At 70.4% G+C, this 16,778-nt stretch carries 16 protein-coding genes and 1 pseudogene; 9 read left to right on the forward strand and 8 right to left on the reverse strand.

The annotated features are described in order from the left end of the window. The first annotated feature begins 277 nt into the window (after positions 1-277). Positions 278-1,729: an NCS2 family permease gene (locus SGFS_RS43030; RefSeq protein ID WP_286257807.1), complete on the forward strand. Its 1,452-nt coding sequence runs from the start codon at positions 278-280 to the stop codon at positions 1,727-1,729. Positions 1,730-1,806: 77 nt separating this feature from the next. On the opposite strand, the gene SGFS_RS43035 is transcribed toward SGFS_RS43030, so the two are convergent. After that, positions 1,807-3,258: a peptidoglycan D,D-transpeptidase FtsI family protein gene (locus SGFS_RS43035; RefSeq protein WP_286257808.1), complete on the reverse strand. Its 1,452-nt coding sequence runs from the start codon at positions 3,256-3,258 to the stop codon at positions 1,807-1,809. A gap of 121 nt (positions 3,259-3,379) precedes the next feature. After that, positions 3,380-4,153, reverse strand: coding sequence for an IclR family transcriptional regulator (locus SGFS_RS43040; RefSeq protein ID WP_286257809.1), 774 nt, complete (start codon positions 4,151-4,153; stop codon positions 3,380-3,382). A gap of 120 nt (positions 4,154-4,273) precedes the next feature. On the opposite strand from SGFS_RS43040, the gene SGFS_RS43045 reads away from it, so the two are divergent. The 7 genes from SGFS_RS43045 (at position 4,274) to SGFS_RS43075 (ending at position 11,068) form a co-directional block, all read left to right on the forward strand. Then, the gene (locus tag SGFS_RS43045; protein ID WP_286257811.1) at positions 4,274-5,803 is read left to right on the forward strand and encodes an aldehyde dehydrogenase (NADP(+)); all 1,530 of its coding nucleotides are present in this window, start codon (positions 4,274-4,276) and stop codon (positions 5,801-5,803) included. A 46-nt stretch (positions 5,804-5,849) separates the two neighbouring features. Next, positions 5,850-6,458, forward strand: coding sequence for a DUF1349 domain-containing protein (locus tag SGFS_RS43050; RefSeq protein ID WP_286257812.1), 609 nt, complete (start codon positions 5,850-5,852; stop codon positions 6,456-6,458). Positions 6,459-6,566: 108 nt separating this feature from the next. Next, complete coding sequence (locus tag SGFS_RS43055) at positions 6,567-7,079, forward strand: GNAT family N-acetyltransferase (protein WP_286257813.1); 513 nt, start codon at positions 6,567-6,569, stop codon at positions 7,077-7,079. Between the two features lie 78 nt (positions 7,080-7,157). Next, complete coding sequence (locus SGFS_RS43060) at positions 7,158-7,874, forward strand: DsbA family oxidoreductase (protein WP_286257814.1); 717 nt, start codon at positions 7,158-7,160, stop codon at positions 7,872-7,874. Between the two features lie 129 nt (positions 7,875-8,003). Next, a complete protein-coding gene (locus SGFS_RS43065) occupies positions 8,004-9,065 on the forward strand; it encodes an aminotransferase class V-fold PLP-dependent enzyme (RefSeq protein WP_286257816.1) in 1,062 nt (353 codons plus the stop codon). Between the two features lie 307 nt (positions 9,066-9,372). Continuing rightward, a complete protein-coding gene (locus SGFS_RS43070) occupies positions 9,373-9,981 on the forward strand; it encodes an RNA polymerase sigma factor (RefSeq protein ID WP_286257818.1) in 609 nt (202 codons plus the stop codon). 76 nt (positions 9,982-10,057) lie between these two features. Further along, complete coding sequence (locus SGFS_RS43075; protein WP_286257819.1) at positions 10,058-11,068, forward strand: maleylpyruvate isomerase family mycothiol-dependent enzyme; 1,011 nt, start codon at positions 10,058-10,060, stop codon at positions 11,066-11,068. A gap of 144 nt (positions 11,069-11,212) precedes the next feature. Here the strand turns inward: SGFS_RS43075 and SGFS_RS43080 are convergent, their stop codons facing one another. After that, positions 11,213-11,686 carry a MarR family winged helix-turn-helix transcriptional regulator gene (locus SGFS_RS43080; RefSeq protein WP_286257820.1) on the reverse strand — a complete coding sequence of 158 codons (474 nt, stop codon included), beginning with the start codon at positions 11,684-11,686 and terminating at the stop codon, positions 11,213-11,215. 139 nt (positions 11,687-11,825) lie between these two features. Between SGFS_RS43080 and SGFS_RS43085 the strand changes: the two genes are divergently transcribed. Beyond that, entirely contained in the window at positions 11,826-12,887 is a 1,062-nt protein-coding gene (locus SGFS_RS43085) for an alkene reductase (protein ID WP_286257821.1), read from the forward strand. A 67-nt stretch (positions 12,888-12,954) separates the two neighbouring features. On the opposite strand, the gene thpD is transcribed toward SGFS_RS43085, so the two are convergent. From thpD to SGFS_RS43110, 5 genes and pseudogenes are all read right to left on the reverse strand, one after another. Next, a complete protein-coding gene (gene thpD, locus SGFS_RS43090) occupies positions 12,955-13,842 on the reverse strand; it encodes an ectoine hydroxylase (RefSeq protein WP_286257822.1) in 888 nt (295 codons plus the stop codon). 2 nt (positions 13,843-13,844) lie between these two features. After that, entirely contained in the window at positions 13,845-14,243 is a 399-nt protein-coding gene (locus SGFS_RS43095) for an ectoine synthase (RefSeq protein ID WP_286257823.1), read from the reverse strand. A 20-nt stretch (positions 14,244-14,263) separates the two neighbouring features. Further along, positions 14,264-15,535, reverse strand: coding sequence for a diaminobutyrate--2-oxoglutarate transaminase (gene ectB, locus SGFS_RS43100; RefSeq protein ID WP_286257824.1), 1,272 nt, complete (start codon positions 15,533-15,535; stop codon positions 14,264-14,266). A 13-nt stretch (positions 15,536-15,548) separates the two neighbouring features. Beyond that, entirely contained in the window at positions 15,549-16,064 is a 516-nt protein-coding gene (gene ectA / locus SGFS_RS43105) for a diaminobutyrate acetyltransferase (protein WP_286260350.1), read from the reverse strand. 373 nt (positions 16,065-16,437) lie between these two features. After that, positions 16,438-16,722 (reverse strand): annotated as a pseudogene (locus SGFS_RS43110) (mycothiol transferase); the annotation flags it as partial. Positions 16,723-16,778: the final 56 nt, after the last annotated feature.

The raw sequence follows: 16,778 nt of genomic DNA on the forward strand, positions 1-16,778 counted from the left end.
GCGACCTCTCTCCTCGCTGTGGATGTGGGATCGGACACCCTCCGGGCGCCCGGTGCCTGTGCGTGTCATGTGAATGACACGTGATCGTCCGGGAATGACCGGGCGAGATCCGGAAGAGTAGCAGTGATCGTTAGCGACGTTCGTACGGGACTTCGAACGCCGTCTTGCAGGCCGAACTCCGATTCCGTAACACGGGGAAAACCTGAATCGGGTTCAACGGGGGAACAATCCAGCCAGCATCCGCGCGTAGAACACGCATGTCACTAGGAGCACCGCCATGTCCGACGCACAGAAGGTGGCCGCCCGGCCCAGTGCCGAACCACCTGGGGCGAACAGCGTCGATCGCTTCTTCAGGATCACCGCCCGAGGGTCCACCTTCGCCCGCGAGATACGCGGCGGCTTCGCCACGTTCTTCACGATGGCATACATCCTTGTCCTGAATCCCATCATCCTCGGGAACGCGAAGGACAAGTTCGGTCACACCCTCGACGGCGCCGAACTCGTCACCGCCACGGCCCTCGTGGCCGCCGTGATGACGATCATCATGGGCGTCGGCGGCAACCTGCCGCTCGCGCTCGCCGCCGGCCTCGGCCTCAACGCGGTCGTCGCCTTCCAGATCGCCCCGCTGATGAGCTGGTCCGACGCGATGGGCCTGGTCGTCCTCGAAGGTCTGCTGATCTGCGTACTGGTGGTGACCGGCCTTCGCGAGGCCGTCATGCACGCCATCCCGCAGCCGCTCAAGCAGGCGATCAGCGTCGGCATCGGCCTGTTCATCGCCTTCATCGGCTTCGTCGACGCCGGGTTCGTCAGCCGCATCCCGGACATCGCCGGCACCACCGTCCCGGTGCAGCTCGGCGCCACCGGCGCGCTCTCCGGCTGGCCCATCCTGGTCTTCTGCCTCGGCGTGCTGCTGACCGTCGGACTGCTCGCCCGCAAGGTCAGGGGCGCGATCCTCATCAGCATCCTGGTGATGACCGTCGTTGCGATCGTGATCAACTCGATCGCCGACATCAAGAGTTGGGGCCTGACCACGCCGAAGGTCCCCGACGACATCGTGGCCGCCCCGAAGTTCGGGCTGATCGGCGACTTCAGCCTGTTCGGCGCGTTCGGCGAGACCACGGTCATCACCGTCGTCCTGCTGGTCTTCACGCTGATCCTGTCCGACTTCTTCGACACCATGGGAACGGTCGTCGGCATCAGCGCCGAGGCGGGACTCCTCGACGAGGAGGGCAAGGTCCCGAACCTCGGCCGTGTCCTGCTCATCGACGGTGCGGCGGCGGTCGCGGGCGGGGCCTCGTCCTCGTCGTCGGCGACCTCGTACATCGAGTCGGCGGCCGGTGTCGGCGAGGGTGCGCGCACCGGCTTCTCGAACCTGGTCACCGGCGGTCTGTTCGCGGTCGCGCTCTTCCTGACCCCGCTGCTGACCATCGTCCCGATGCAGGCCGCCGCCCCCGCGCTCGTCGCGGTCGGCTTCCTGATGATGACCCAGGTCAAGCACATCGACTGGGACAAGTACGAGATCGCGATCCCGGCGTTCCTGACCATCGCCGTGATGCCGTTCACCTACTCGATCACCAACGGCATCGGCGCCGGCTTCCTCGCCTTCGTCCTGATCAAGACGGTCCTCGGCAAGGCGAAGGAGGTCCACTGGCTGCTGTGGGGGACCTCGGCGCTGTTCGTGATCTACTTCGCGATCGACCCGATCCAGCAGCTGTTCGGGGTGAAGTAGGAGCCGAGATGTGAGGGGCCGCCCCTCGGGGGAATGGGGCGGCCCCTCTCTTCAGATGGTCTTCGCGCGGCGGAGGTTCACTTCTCCAGCGCCGCCTCCATCACGGCCTTGGCGACCGGCGCGGCCAGTCCGTTGCCGCTGACCTCCGAGCGGGCCGCGTTCGACTGCTCGACCACCACCGCCACGGCGACCTCCTTGCCGTCGGCCTTCCCGTACGACGTGAACCAGGCGTACGGCGTCTTGCTGTTGTTCTCGCCGTGCTGGGCCGTGCCGGTCTTGCCGCCCACGGTCGCCCCGCTGATCCGCGCGTTCGTGCCCGTGCCGTCCTCGACGACCGTCTGCATCGCCGACTGCAACTGCTCGGCGGTGGAGGAGCTGACGACCTGCGTGGTGCCCGCGTCGGAGTCGTAGTCCTCGAGGACATCGCCACCGCTGTCGGTGATCTGGGAGACCATGTGCGGCGCGACCAGCTTGCCGCCGTTGGCTATCGCCGCCGACACCATGGCCATCTGCAGCGGCGTCGCCGTGACGTCGTACTGGCCGATACCGGTCAGGGCCGTCGACGGGTCGTTCATGTCCGAGGGGTAGACGCTCGTGTACGCCCGTACGGGCACGTCCTGCTCCTCGTCGTTGAAGCCGAACTTCTCCGCCATCGCCTTCACCTTGTCCTGGCCCAGCTTGACGGCCATCTTCGCGAAGACGTTGTTGCAGGAGTACCGCAGCGCCGTACGGATCGTGGCGTTCTCGCAGGGCGCCGACGTGTTCTCGTTCCGCAGCTCCCTCTCCGTGCCCGGCAGCTTGTACGGGTCCGGGCTGTCGGTCTTCTCGTCCGCCGACGCGTACAGCCCGTCCTCCAGCGCGGCCGCCGCCACGACCAGCTTGAACGTAGACCCCGGCGGCAGCGGCTGACGCAGCGCCCGGTTGGTCAGCGGCTTGTCCGAGTCGGCGTTGAGCTTCTTCCAGGCCGTACCGGCGGTGTTGGCGTCGGTCAGCGACGACGGGTCGTACGACGGGGTCGACACCACCGCGAGGATCCTGCCGGTGGCCGGGTCGATCGCGACCGCCGCGCCCTTCTTGTCGCCGAGCGCCTTGTACGCCGCCTTCTGCACATCCGGGTCGATCGTCGTGATCACGTCGCCCGGGTCGGCCCGCTTGCCGGTGACCGTGTCCATGACGGTCTTGAGGCGGTTGTCCGTGCCGTTCAGCAGGCCCTCGTAGATGCCCTCCAACTGCGTGGGCGCGTACGCCTGCGAGGCGTAGCCCGTCACCGCCGCGTACAGCTCGCCGTTCGTGTACGTCCGCTTGTACGCGAGGTCGCCGCCCTTCGTCCGGGCGGAGCCGGTGATGGACTTTCCGGCCACGACGATGTTCCCGAGCGGGGCCGCGTACGTCATGATCGCGTTGCGCCGGTTCTTCTGGTCGTTCGCGAGCGCCGTGCCCTCGTAGAACTGCACCCAGGTCGCCCTGACCAACAGGGCGAGCACGAGCAGCAGGGTGAAGACGGCGGTCCGCCTGATCGTCTTGTTCATCGCACTCGGTCAGACGAGCGAGATGCGGGCGGCCGTTCCCTTCCACCCGGTTTTCTTATGGGGTCCTCAGGAAACCGGGGTCGCTCTCAGGGTTGCCCCCGAGGGCTTTGAGGGGCCCGGGTCAGAGTCTGCGGGTCGCCAGCGTCAGCCGGTCGCGGGCGTCGAACAGGGCGTCCTTGACCAGTTGTTCATGGGCCGGGGTCAGCCGGGCCACCGGTACCGAGCAGCTGATCGCGTCACGGGCCGGCGTGCGGTACGGGATCGCCACGCCGAAGCAGCGCAGCCCCAGCGTGTTCTCCTCGCGGTCGACGGAGAAGCCCTGCTCGCGGATCTGGCGCAGCTCCTCGATGAGCTTCTCGCGGTCGGTGATCGTGTGCTCGGTCAGCGCCGGAAGGGTCTCCGGGAGCAGCTTGCGGACCTGCTCGTCGGTGTGGGTGGCGAGCAACGCCTTGCCGAGCGAGGTGGAGTGCGCGGGCAGTCGGCGGCCGACGCGGGTGAAGGGGCGCAGATAGTGCTGGGACTGGCGGGTGGCCAGATAGACCACGTTCGTGCCGTCGAGCCGGGCGAGGTGGATGGTCTCCGTGGTGTCGTCCGAGAGCCGGTCGAGCGTCGGCCGGGCCAGCGTCACCACCTCGTCCCCGTCGATGTACGACGTACCGACCAGCAGTGCCCGGACGCCGATGCCGTACCGCGTGCCCGTCGCGTCCGTCTCGACCCAGCCCAGCTCGACGAGGGTGCGCAGCAGCATGTAGAGGCTGGACTTGGGATAGCCGACGGCCTCCTGTACTGCGGCCAGGGAGTGCATTCCGGGGCGCCCGGCGAAGTATTCGAGCAGCTCAACGGTCCGCACCGCCGACTTGACCTGCGCTCCGCCGCCCGTCTCGACTGCCGACATCGCCCTTGACCCCTTCGTTCGGCGGGAAATAGTCTCCAACAGCATATTCATCATCAGAGACGGCGTTCAGCATATCGAACGACCTGGTGAATGACCCAGTTATACGTGAAGGGACCCGTGGTGGCAGCAGCACCAGTCTGGAGTGTCGACCCCCGTACCGGGAAGCAGCGCGAGCAGGTTGCGGTGGAGGCCACAGCCCAGGAGGTGGACGCCGCCGTCCGCGCGGCGCACGCCGCCCGTGGTGCCCTCGCCGACCGCACGGTCCGCGCCGCCTTCCTGCGCACCGCCGCCGACCAGCTCCAGGCGGCCAAGGACCAGCTCGTCGAGGCCGCCGACGCGGAGACCGCGCTCGGCCCGGTCCGGCTCACCGGGGAGCTGGCCCGCACCTGCTTCCAGCTGCGGGCCTTCGCGGACATCGTCGACGAGGGCGCCTTCCTCGACGTGGTGATCAACCACCCCGACGACACCGCGACCCCGCCGATCCCCGACCTGCGCCGCTACAAGGTGCCGCTGGGCGTGGTCGCCGTCTACTCGGCCTCCAACTTCCCCTTCGCCTTCTCCGTCCCCGGCGGCGACACGGCGAGCGCCCTGGCCGCCGGCTGCCCGGTGGTCGTCAAGGCCCACCCCGACCACCCGGCCCTGTCCGAGCTGGTCGCGGTCGTGCTGCGCCGGGCCGCCGCCGAGCACGGCATCCCCGAGGGCGTCCTCGGCCTCGTCCACGGCTTCGAGGCGGGCGTCGAGCTGGTCAAGCACCCGCTGGTCACGGCCGCCGGGTTCACCGGTTCCGTACGCGGCGGCCGGGCCCTCTTCGACGCGGCGGCGGCGCGGCCGGTGCCGATCCCGTTCCACGGCGAGCTGGGCTCCCTGAACCCGGTCCTCATCACCGAGGCCGCGGCCGCCGAGCGCCCGGAGGCCATCGGCACGGGGCTGGCCGGGTCGATGACCCTCGGCGTCGGCCAGTTCTGCGTGAAGCCGGGCCTGGTGCTGGCGCCTTCGGGCGCGGCGGGCGACCAGCTGCTGAAGTCCCTGACCGACGCGGTCAGCGCCGTCGACGCGGGTGTCCTGCTGGACCACCGGATGCGTGACAACTTCCTCGCCGGGGTCGCCGAGCGGGCCGAGCTGCCCGACGTGGACTCCCCGGTGACCGCCGGCGCGGGTGGCGAGCACACGGTCAGCCCCGGCTTCCTGACGGTCCCGGCCGCCAAGCTGGCGACCGAGGGCGAGCACGACCTGCTGCTGGAGGAGTGCTTCGGCCCGATCACGGTCGTGGCCCGCTACGACGACGAGGACGAGGCCAAGTCGGTCCTGTCCCGGCTGCCGGGCAACCTCACCGCGACGGTCCACCTCTCCGGTGAGGAGGCGGCCGGCGAGGGCCGCGGCCCGGAGATCCTCGCGGAGCTGACCCCGCTGGCGGGCCGTGTCCTGGTGAACGGCTGGCCGACGGGTGTCGCGGTGGCCGCCGCCCAGCACCACGGCGGTCCGTACCCGGCGACGACGTCGACGTCCACGTCGGTCGGCGGGACGGCGATCGAGCGGTGGCTGCGTCCGGTGGCGTACCAGGGGGCGCCGGAGGCGCTGCTTCCGCCGGAGCTGAGGGACGACAACCCGCTGGGGCTGCCGCGGCGGTTCAACGGCAACCTGGAGCGGTAGTCCCGTAACGGAGCGGGTGGGGGCCGGGAGCTGGAAGACTTCCCCAATGGATCTCGAACTCCCCGAACTCCCCTTCCCCCTCCGTACATACGGGCCCGACGGGCACTGGTCGTACGAGGACGGTGTGCTCGCCGGGTGGGCCGGTGCTCGGCAGGACCGGTTCGTGCCGCCCACCGACGAGGGACTCGACCCCGCTTCGGACGCGCCCAGGCTGCTGGGCGCGCCGGAGGGGGACTTCCAGCTGATCGCCCGGGTCACGGTCGGCTTCGCCGCCGGGTTCGACGCGGGGGTGCTCTACGTCCATGTGGGGGAGCGGGCCTGGGCGAAGCTCTGCCTTGAGTACTCGCCGGATGTGCCGACCGTGTGCACGGTGGTCACCCGTGGGCACTCCGACGACGCCAACTCCTTCACGGTGGAGGGCAGTTCGGTGTGGCTGCGGGTGAGCCGCACAGGCCGCGCCTTCGCCTTCCACGCCTCCCGTGACGGCAAGGAGTGGATCTTCGCCCGTCTCTTCACCCTGGGCGGGGAGACGGCGACTTCGGCGGCCCTGATCGGCTTCATGACCCAGTCGCCGGTGGGGGAGGGGTGCGTGGTGACCTTCGACCACATCGAGTACCGCGACGCCTGGCCGGAGGGCTTGAGGGACGGCAGCTGACGGCTGTGGCGGGGAGCTGACGCGGGAGAGCTCGGGTGCTCGGGCGCGTCGGCGGGGGCGAGAACGACACCCCGGAACCACGCCCCCACCCCCACCGTCCTCCCCCGTATGATCGAAAACACCCCACCTCGCGTCTCCGGTGCCCGGGTCATCCGAACCGCCCTCCCCGCCGAGACCGCCCCCGTCACCGCCCTCCATGCCCGGGCCAGAGCGACCTACTACCCCGACGGCACGCCCGAGGACGGCACGGACTGGGCCGCCAACTGGCGCCGGGCCATCGAACGGCCCGACGGCCACGTGCTGTGCGCCGTCGAACACGGCCAGATCATCGCCATCGCCTCCTTCCGCACGGACGAGGGCGCCCCCACCGACACGGTGCACCTCTTCCAGTTCCACGTGGACCCCGACCTGTGGCGCCGAGGCATCGGCAAGGACCTGCACGCCGCCTGCGTCGAGCAGTGGCGCGCCGACGGCAAGCGCAGAGCCACCCTCTCCGTGCACGTGGACAACCGACGCGCCCTGGCCTTCTACACCGCCCACGGCTGGACCCCCGACCCGGACGACCCACCCGCACCGGGCGACCACCACGTCGTCCTGACCTACACCGTCCCCGGGGAATGACCCAGGCTGCTTGAACGTTCATCTACCGAAGAAGCGGAGGGCGTCTCCGTGGCCGTTCGACCTGAAGAGAGCTGAGACATGCGCGTCGAGATCTGGAGCGACATCGCCTGCCCCTGGTGCTACGTGGGCAAGGCCCGCTTCGAGAAGGCGCTCGCGGCCTTCCCGCACCGCGACGGCGTCGAGGTGGTGCACCGCTCCTTCGAGCTCGACCCGAACCGCGCCAAGGGCGACATCGAGCCGGTGCTCACCCTGCTGAGCAAGAAGTACGGGATGAGCGAGGCACAGGCACAGGCCGGCGAGCACAACCTCCGTGAGCAGGCCGCCGCCGAGGGGCTCGCGTACCGCGCCGAGGGCCGCGACCACGGCAGCACCTTCGACATGCACCGTCTGCTCCACTTCGCCAAGGAGCAGGGCAGGCAGAGCGAACTGCTGCAGATCCTCTACCGGGCGAACTTCGCCGAGGAGCGCTCCGTCTACGCCGACGCCGACGCGCGTCTCGTCGAGCTGGCCGTCGAGGCCGGGCTCGACGCCGACGCGGCCCGCAAGGTGCTCGGCGACCCGGACGCCTACGCCGCCGAGGTCCGCGCCGACGAGCGCGAGGCCGCCGAACTGGGCGCGAACGGTGTGCCCTTCTTCGTCCTCGACCGCAAGTACGGCGTCTCCGGCGCCCAGCCCGCCGAGGTCTTCGCCCAGGCCCTGACCCAGGCCTGGGGCGAGCGCCCGCCGCTGAAGCTGATCCAGGCCGAGGACGCCGAAGCCTGCGGTCCCGACGGCTGCGCGGTGCCGCAGCGCTGACGACAGTCTCTGATCCGGCGATCAGCGCGTCTGATCAGGGCAGGTGAGGGCGATGTATAAGCACTGCTTATGCATCATGCGTGAAAATTCGCAATGGACGGGGAGTTCGCCGGGGCCCACAGTTGTCCCATGGAGACCGCCGAGAGGTTCGAGAGCCTTGTCCGAGCCGAGTTCGCCCCGAAGAGCGTCTATCTGAACACCGCGAGCAACGGCCTGCTGCCGGCCCGTACCGTCGCGGCTCTGCAGCAGGCCGCGCTGGTACGGGCCGAGGGCCGGCCCCTGACCGCGCTGCACGCCGACGTGGAGGAGGCCCGCGCCTCCTTCGCCCGGCTGGCCGGCGTCCCGGCCGACCGGGTCGCGGCCGGGGCCTCGGTCGCCGCCCACACCGGCGTCGTCGCGGCCTCGCTGCCCGCGGGCGCCGAGGTCCTCACCGCCGAGGACGACTTCACCTCCGTACTGAACCCCTTCCACGTCCGCGGTGACCTCAAGGTGCGCACGGTGCCCCTGGAGCGGATCGCCGAGTCCGTCCGCCCGGGCACCGCGCTCGTCGCGGTCAGCGCCGCCCAGTCCGCCGACGGCCGCGTCGCCGACCTGCCCGCCCTGCGCGAGGCGGCACGGGACCACGGGGCTCGCACGTACGTCGACTTCTCCCAGGCGGCGGGCTGGCTGCCCATGGAGGCCGACGCCTACGACTTCACCGCCGCGGTCGGCTTCAAATGGCTGATGGGCCCGCACGGCGCGGCCTTCCTCGTCGTACCGGAGGACTTCGGCGGGCTGACGCCGATCCTGGCCGGCTGGGTCGCGGGCGAGAACCCGTGGGACAGCTGCTACGGCCCGGTGGCCGAACTCGCCCACTCCGCCCGGCGGTTCGACCTCACCCACGCCCTGTTCACCTATGCCGGACTGCGCCACTCCCTCGCGCTGATCGAGGAACTCGGCGTCGACGCCGTGCACGCCCACGACCTCGCGCTCGCCGACCGCTTCCGCGCCGGGCTCGCGAGGCTCGGCCACGCCCCCGTGCCCGCCCCCGGCTCGGCGATCGTGTCCGTGCCAGGACTGGGCGTCAGGCAGCCCGGGTTGAGCGCGGCGGGCATCGAGGTCTCCAACCGCGCGGGCAATCTGCGAGCCGCGTTCCACCTGTACAACACGGCCGCGGACGTCGACCGTCTGCTGGACGTCCTGTCCGGCTAGGGCGTGTTTCGAAAGTGGCGTCGTCCGCCCGGAGGGCGGGGCCCGCGGCGTCTGGTGCGGTGCGTCGCAAGGCGGAGGGTCGTCCGCGTACTGGGCGTACGTGGACGATCCCGACAACGCGGCGAGGTGCCGTGCCAGGCGTCGCGGGGCAGACGGGACTTTCGAAACACGCCCTAGAGGGCGTCGCGCGGCTCGCACCCCCGGCGGTCACGGCGTGAACCCCGGCGGACACGACGCGCCGAACCACCGCCGGTCCGGCGGAACCACTGGCGCCGCCCCCGCGAGAACGCTAGGAAGGCAGCACGAGGTGGTGGTGCCGGTGGAGCCGACGCTCGAACAGCCGTCCAACGATGTGGAGTTGCATCGGCGGCTGGTCTACGGGGACGAGTCCGCGCTGCGCGAGGCGTACGCGGCGTACGGGGGACTCGTCAGGCGCGTGGCCGTCCGGGTCACGCGCAGCCCGGCCGCCGCCGAGGACGTGGCGCAGGAGGTCTTCGCGCAGCTGTGGAGCAGGCCGTACGGCTTCGACGCGAGCAGAGGCTCCCTGCGCACCTGGCTGTCCATGCTCGCCCACCGGCGGGCCGTCGACTGGGTGCGCAGCGAGGCCCGGCACCGCAAGGACGCCGGTACGGACGACTCGGCGCTGCACGCCATCCCCGACACCGGACCCGGCCCGGACGAGACGGTCGTCGACCGCGAACGCTCCCTCCTGCTGCACTCCGCCCTCGCCGAACTCCCGCGCCCCCAGCGGGAGGTGGTCCACCTCGCCTACTTCGCGGGCCGCACCTACCGGCAGGCCGCCGTGGAGCTGGGTATCCCCGAGGGCACCGCGAAGACCCGGCTGCGCACCGCTCTGCGCAGACTCGCCGAGTCCCTCGCGGATCCACCGGACACGGCCCGGGCGAGGGGCGTGTGATGGGGGCGCGCGGAACGGGCGAGGCCGGGCCGGTCCTGCGTATCGTGGGAGTGGCAGGGCGAAAGGGCGACGCGCGATGACCAACGACCACGACGGGGTGCGGGAGCTGCTGGCCGCCTGGGCCGTCGGCGCGCTGCTCCCCGGCGACGAGCGGACGGTTTTCTCCCACCTGGCCCGGTGCGAGACCTGTGCGGCGGAGGCCGAACGGCTCCGGGCGACGGTACGGCTGCTGAACGGCACGCCCGACCCCGGCCCCGCGTCCGCCGGCGCGGACGGCGTCCTCGCCCTCGCCCTGCGCACCCGCCGGCCCCGCACCCCCGAGGTCGCCCCGCACGCCGCGCCGTACGCAGCCGCCGTGGCCGGACTCCAGGCGCTGGTGGGGGAGTTGGACGGCCGCTGGAGCACTCCGGTCGTGCACGACTGGGACGCCCACGCGACCGTCGCCCACCTCGTCGCCGCCGACGAACACCTCGCCGTACGCCTCGGCCTCGACGCGCGCGTCCCCGCCTCACGCATCCCGGAGGGGTCCCGCCCGGGCGAAGCCTGGAACCGGCGCACCGCCGACGTCATCGCCCACGAGCACGGCCGTACGCCCGAGGAGACGGTCGCCACCTGGGCCGCGCAGGCCACCGCGCTGCTGGCCACGCCCGAGGCCCGCGATCCCGAACTCGCCGCCCGCGCGGTGACGTTGATGGGCCTCAGGCTCCCCATCGCCGACCACTACGTGGTGCGCGCCTTCGAGACCTGGATCCACACGGACGACATCGGCCGCGCCGTGGGACTCCCCGTACCGCCGCCCCCCGACGAGCACCTGCGCCTGCTGGTCCGTCTGGCGGTACGCATCCTGGGCCTGGCCCTGCAGGGCGCCCCTCCGGTGTTCTTGGAGGTCACGGGCGTGCCCGAGGCCCGCTGGGTCCTGGGCTCCGACGCCGAGCCCGTCACCGCCGAGCTGACCCTGAACCCGGTCGACTTCTGCCTCCTGGTGGGCGGCCGCTACGCCCCGGAGGAGGTACCGAGGGCCGAAACGGGGGACCAGGGGGCGGTACGGAACGTATTGGAGAGGGCGGCGGCATTGGCGTGGTTGTGAGAGGGGGCGCCTGCCGGCCGCCGTTCCCCTGAAGGGCCTGGGACTGTTTCGATTTACGGCTCCGCCGCGTGGGCCCGACCGGCCGCGACGGACCCGCGGCCGGCAGACACTTACAGCCCCGACGGCGCGCTTCCGTAAAAGCGCCTATCGGTCGTCGGACTCCGTGCAGAGGTTCGTCTCGACACGGGCCAGGAGCCCCAGAAGCTGCTGCCGCTCGGCGACGTCAAGCCCCGCCAAGGTCTGCTCCTCCAACTCCGCCCACGCCCGCTCCACCTGCTCCTGCAGCGCGCAGCTCTCCGTCGCCTCGACCAGCACCGCCCGCCGATCCGCGGGATCCGCCCGCCGCCGAACGTGCCCGGCCCCCTCCAGCCGCTGCAGCATCTTCGTGACCGTCGACGGATCGAGGCCCAGCAGCTTGATCAGGTCGGACTGACGGGCCGGCCCGTCCTCCCACAGACGCATCATCACCAGCTCCTGCCCGGGGTGCAGCCCCAGCCCCCGCAGCAGCCGCCCGGCGGCGTAGCGGTGCAGCCGGGCCACGCGGGACACGGCGTGGCTGACCGGCCCCCCGCGCGCGGCGGACGGCAGTGCGGACGAACAGTCCTCGGTGGCCTCCATCAGAACTCCCCGGTCAGCAGGGCCTCTGTGCCCCAGCCTACCCGCCCCGGAAAAAAGGTTGGCCGACCAAGGAATGGGCTACGGTACTCCTCGGTTGCATTAGTTGGCCGACCACGTAATCCATTCATCGGGAGTTACCGTGACCACCGCGTTCGACCCCATCGACCTCTCCGGCACACCGCTCGCCAACCGCATCGCCATGGCGCCGATGACCCGCAGCCGCGCCGACGAGGGCGGCCGTCCGACCGGTCTCACCGCCGATTACTACGCGCAGCGCGCCACCGCCGGCCTGATAGTCACCGAGGGCATCCAGCCGTCGTACGTCGGCCAGGGCTATCCGAACACCCCCGGGCTGCATCACGAGGAGCAGGTGGCCGCCTGGCGCGAGGTCACCGACGCCGTGCACGCGGCGGGCGGCCGGATCTTCGCCCAGCTGATGCACACCGGCCGTATCGGCCACCCCGTGCTGCTCCCCGAGGGCTTGCACCCCGTGGGCGTGTCGGCGGTGGCGGCGCAGGGGCAGGTCTTCACCCATGAGGGCCCGAAGGACTTCGTGACCCCGCGCGAGCTGACCCACGACGAGGTGCTGGAGACGATCCAGGACTTCGCGGCAGCCGCCCGAGGCGCGATCGAGGCCGGCTTCGACGGCGTCGAACTGCACGGTGCCAACGGCTATCTGATCCACCAGTTCCTCGCGCCCGGCTCCAACCTGCGCACCGACGAGTGGGGCGGCTCCGAGGAGAACCGCATCCGCTTCGCCGTCGAGAGCGTGAAGGCCGTGGCGGAGGCGATCGGTGCCCACCGCACGGGTCTGCGCCTGTCGCCCGGCAACCCGTTCAACGACATCAGCGAGCCCGACCCGGAGTCCACGTACACCGCGCTCGTCCAGGCCCTGCAGCCGCTCGGCCTCGCCTATCTGCACATCGGCGAGGTCCCCGGGCGGCGCGAGCTGACCCAGCGGCTGCGCAAGCTGTTCTCCGGCACACTCATCCTCAACCCGGCGACCGAGGGCCCCACCGGCCCCGACGAGCTGGCGCTGATCGAGGACGGCACCGCAGACCTCGTCTCCTTCGGCCAGCTCTTCCTCGCCAACCCGGACCTCCCGGCCAGGCTGAGGGCGGGCGGCCCGTACAACGAGCCCGACGGCACGACCTTCTACGGCGGGGACGCGAAGGGATACACGGACTACCCCGCGCTGTAAGGCAGTCGGGGGCCGCTCGCGCACGAGGTGCGCGAGCGGCCCCCGACCCACCCGACCCGCCGGATGCTCACCTCACCGGCGTGAAGTCCCTCGCCCCGATGAACTCCGGACGCCGTACCGGCGCCGCGAACGGCTCGACCGCCTCGTTCTCCACGCTGTTGAACACGATGAAGACGTTGCTGCGCGGGAACGGCGTGATGTTGTCGCCGGAGCCGTGCATGCAGTTGCAGTCGAACCAGGTCGCCGAACCGGCCTTCCCGGTGAACAGCTTGATGCCGTGCTCACCGGCCATGGCGGTCAGCGCCTCGTCGGACGGCGTGCCCGCGTCCTGCATCTGGAGCGACTTCTTGTAGTTGTCCTCGGGCGTCGCCCCGGCGCAGCCCAGGAACGTGCGGTGCGAGCCGGGCATGATCATCAGCCCGCCGTTGGTGTCGTGGTTCTCGGTCAGCGCGATCGAGACGGACACCGTCCGCATGTTCGGCAGACCGTCCTCGGCGTGCCAGGTCTCGAAGTCCGAGTGCCAGTAGAAGCCGGAGGCGCCGAAGCCGGGCTTGACGTTGATGCGCGACTGGTGGACGTACACGTCCGAGCCGAGGAGCTGCCGGGCGCGCCCGACGACCCGCTCGTCCCGCACGAGCCGCGCGAACACCTCGCTGATCCGGTGCACCTCGAAGACGGACCGGATCTCCTTCGACTTCGGCTCGATGATCGACCGCTCGTCGGCACGGATCGCCGGGTCGGTGACGAGGCGCTCCAACTCCTGCCGGTAGACGGCGACTTCCTCCTCGCCGATCAGCTCCTCGACGGCGAGGAAGCCGTCGCGCTCGTAGGTGTGGAGGTCGGTGAGGGAGATCGGGCCGGGGGTGCCGGGGGCACCCCAGACGACCGGATCCTGGCGTGGGACGGTCACCTCTGTGGTGCCGCGGCTCGGGTAAAGGTCGGTGATCGTGGTCATGGTCAGCCCTCCTCCGTCAGCAGGGGATAGACGCCGTTCTCGTCGTGGTCCTCCCGTCCGGTCACGGGCGGGTTGAAGACGCAGATGCAGCGGAAGTCCTCCTTCACGCGGAGCGTGTGCCGCTCGTGCCCGTCGAGGAGGTACATGGTCCCGGGCGTGATCGTGTGGGCCAGCCCGGTCTCGTGGTCGGTGAGTTCGGCCTCGCCCTCGACGCAGACCACGGCCTCTATGTGGTTGGCGTACCACATGGCCGTCTCCGTGCCCGCGTACAGGACGGTCTCGTGGAGCGAGAACCCGACCCGCTCCTTCGCCAGCACGATGCGTTTGCTCTCCCAGGTGCCGGACGCCGACTTCACATGCCGGTCGGTTCCTTCGATGTCTTTGAACGAACGGACGATCACGGTGGTGCGATGCCTCCTTGCTAGACGGTTTCGCGTACGGCGCGGGCGAGGACGCTCATTCCCTCGTCCAGTTCCTCGGGGGTGACGGTCAGCGCGGGCAGCAGCTTCAACACCTCGCCTTCCGGGCCGGACGTCTCGACGAGCAGCCCGAGGTCGAACGCGCGCCGTGCGACCCGCCCGGCACGCCCCTTGTCGTGGAACTCCATGCCCCACACGAGCCCGCGCCCCCGGTACTCCCTGACGTCGGCCGGGTTCTCCTCGCAGATCGCGATGAGCCCCTGCTCGACCTGCTCCCCGCGCGCCCGGGTCTGCTTCTCCATCGCCGAGCCGTCGGCCCAGTACGTCTCCAGGGCCGCGGTGGCCGTGACGAACGCGGGGTTGTTGCCGCGGAAGGTGCCGTTGTGCTCGCCGGGCTCCCAGATGTCCAGCTCGGGCTTGAACAGGCAGAGGGACATGGGCAGTCCGTAGCCGCTGATCGACTTCGAGACGGTGACGATGTCGGGGGTGATGCCGGCCTCCTCGAAGGAGAAGAAGGCGCCGGTCCGTCCGCAGCCCATCTGGATGTCGTCGACGATGAGCAGCATGTCCTGGCGCGCGCAGAGCTCGGCGAGCGCGCGCAGCCACTCGGGACGCGCGACATTGATGCCGCCCTCGCCCTGTACGGTCTCCACGATCACGGCGGCCGGCTTGTTGAGCCCGGAGCCCTGGTCCTCCAGGAGCCGCTCGAACCACAGGAAGTCCGGGACCCTGCCGTCGAAGTAGTTGTCGAACGGCATGGGCGTGCCGTGGACGAGCGGAATCCCTGCGCCGGCCCGCTTGAAGGCGTTGCCGGTGACGGCCAACGACCCCAGCGACATCCCGTGGAAGGCGTTGGTGAACGACACGATGGCCTCGCGCCCCTTCACCTTCCGCGCCAGCTTCAGCGCGGACTCCACGGCGTTGGTGCCGGTCGGCCCCGGGAACATGACCTTGTAGGGCAGGTCGCGCGGGCGCAGCACCAGGTTCTGGAAGGACTCCAGGAACGCGCGCTTGGCGCTCGTCGACATGTCGAGGCCGTGGGTGACGCCGTCGCGCTCCAGATAGTCGATGAGGGCGCGTTTGAGTACGGGGTTGTTGTGGCCGTAGTTGAGTGATCCGGCGCCCGCGAAGAAGTCGAGATACGCGTGGCCGTCCTCGTCGTACATCCGGCTGCCCTGCGCGCGGTCGAAGACCGTGGGCCAGCCGCGGCAGTAGCTGCGCACCTCCGACTCCAGGGTCTCGAAGACGCTGAGGTCGGGCTGGGTGATGGTCACGGTGAATCGCTCCTCAGGAGGACGAATTGGTCAACGGGCCTATGCGGTAAAGGACTTCGGGGTCGTGCGGGCCGTCCGGGAACAGCTCCGTGTCGAACAGCACCTCCCGCTCGACGGCGGCCGAGTGCCGCTCGGCGAACGAGGTGAACAGCCGCTCGGAGGCGGTGTTGCCCGGGGTGATCGTCGTCTCGACGGTGGTCAGCCCGCGCTCGGCGCCGAGCCGCGCGGTCAGCGCGTCGAGCAGCGCGGCGGCGAGCCCCCGTCCCCGGTGACGCTCGTCGACCGCGACCTGCCAGACGAGCAGGGTGCGCGGGCGTTCCGGCCGCACATAGCCGGTGACGAACCCGACGGGCTCCCCGTCCCTCCCGCGCGCCACCGCCGAGGTGCCGGCGAAGTCACGGCACCACAGCAGATAGCTGTAGGAGGAGTTCAGATCGAGCGTCCGGGATTCCTTGGCGATACGCCATAGTGCGGCCCCGTCCGCTACCGACGGGCGGTCGATGCGCAGGTCTGCTTGTACGGCTTGCACGGCAGTCATGTGGCTTGAATTTACCGAGCGGAATTCTTAATTGCATTCCCGCTCGGGGTTATGAACGGGCCCCTTGTGTGTTATCGCGCGGGCGCGGGTGGGTGCGCGGCTCGGCGTCAATAGTGGGTGCTTTGGCAGGGTAAGTAGCCATAAAAGGGTCGGGTGTGGAGTCGATCACACGTGTGCGACCCTCACGGGATCTTCTCGGATCGCCCCCCTCGGTGTTCGCGAAATCTTTGCGTTTGGAAGGGGGAGGAGCGGGCAGGAGAATGTGGGGTCCTGCCCTGATGAATTCCGGTGAATTGTTGCGGGAAATGATTCGGGAGATTGATTGGGGGAAGGGTCGGGAAAGGAGTGGAAGGAGGTCGGGAATTCAGGCGCCGGTGACTCCGTCGATGCGTTCGCGCACGATGTCGGCGTGGCCGTTGTGGCGGGCGTACTCCTCGATCATGTGCAGGCGGATCCAGCGGAGGCCGACCTCCACGCCGCCCAACGCCCGCTCGAACCAGTTCCGTTCGACCTCGGTGACATGCCGCACCAGACCCAGCAGCGTGAGCTCGGACGGCTCGGACGGCTCGGACGGCTCGGACGGCTCGGCCGCCGCGAGCCGCACCTGTGCGTCGTACAGGCCCACGCACTTCAGCTCAGGGGTCGCCCTTGCAGGGGCGCGGGGAACTGCGCGAGCAACCACAACGAACCCGCACCCGCCCGAGC

Origin of the sequence: Streptomyces graminofaciens (assembly GCF_030294945.1) — a bacterium.
GTDB classification, from domain to species: domain Bacteria; phylum Actinomycetota; class Actinomycetes; order Streptomycetales; family Streptomycetaceae; genus Streptomyces; species Streptomyces graminofaciens.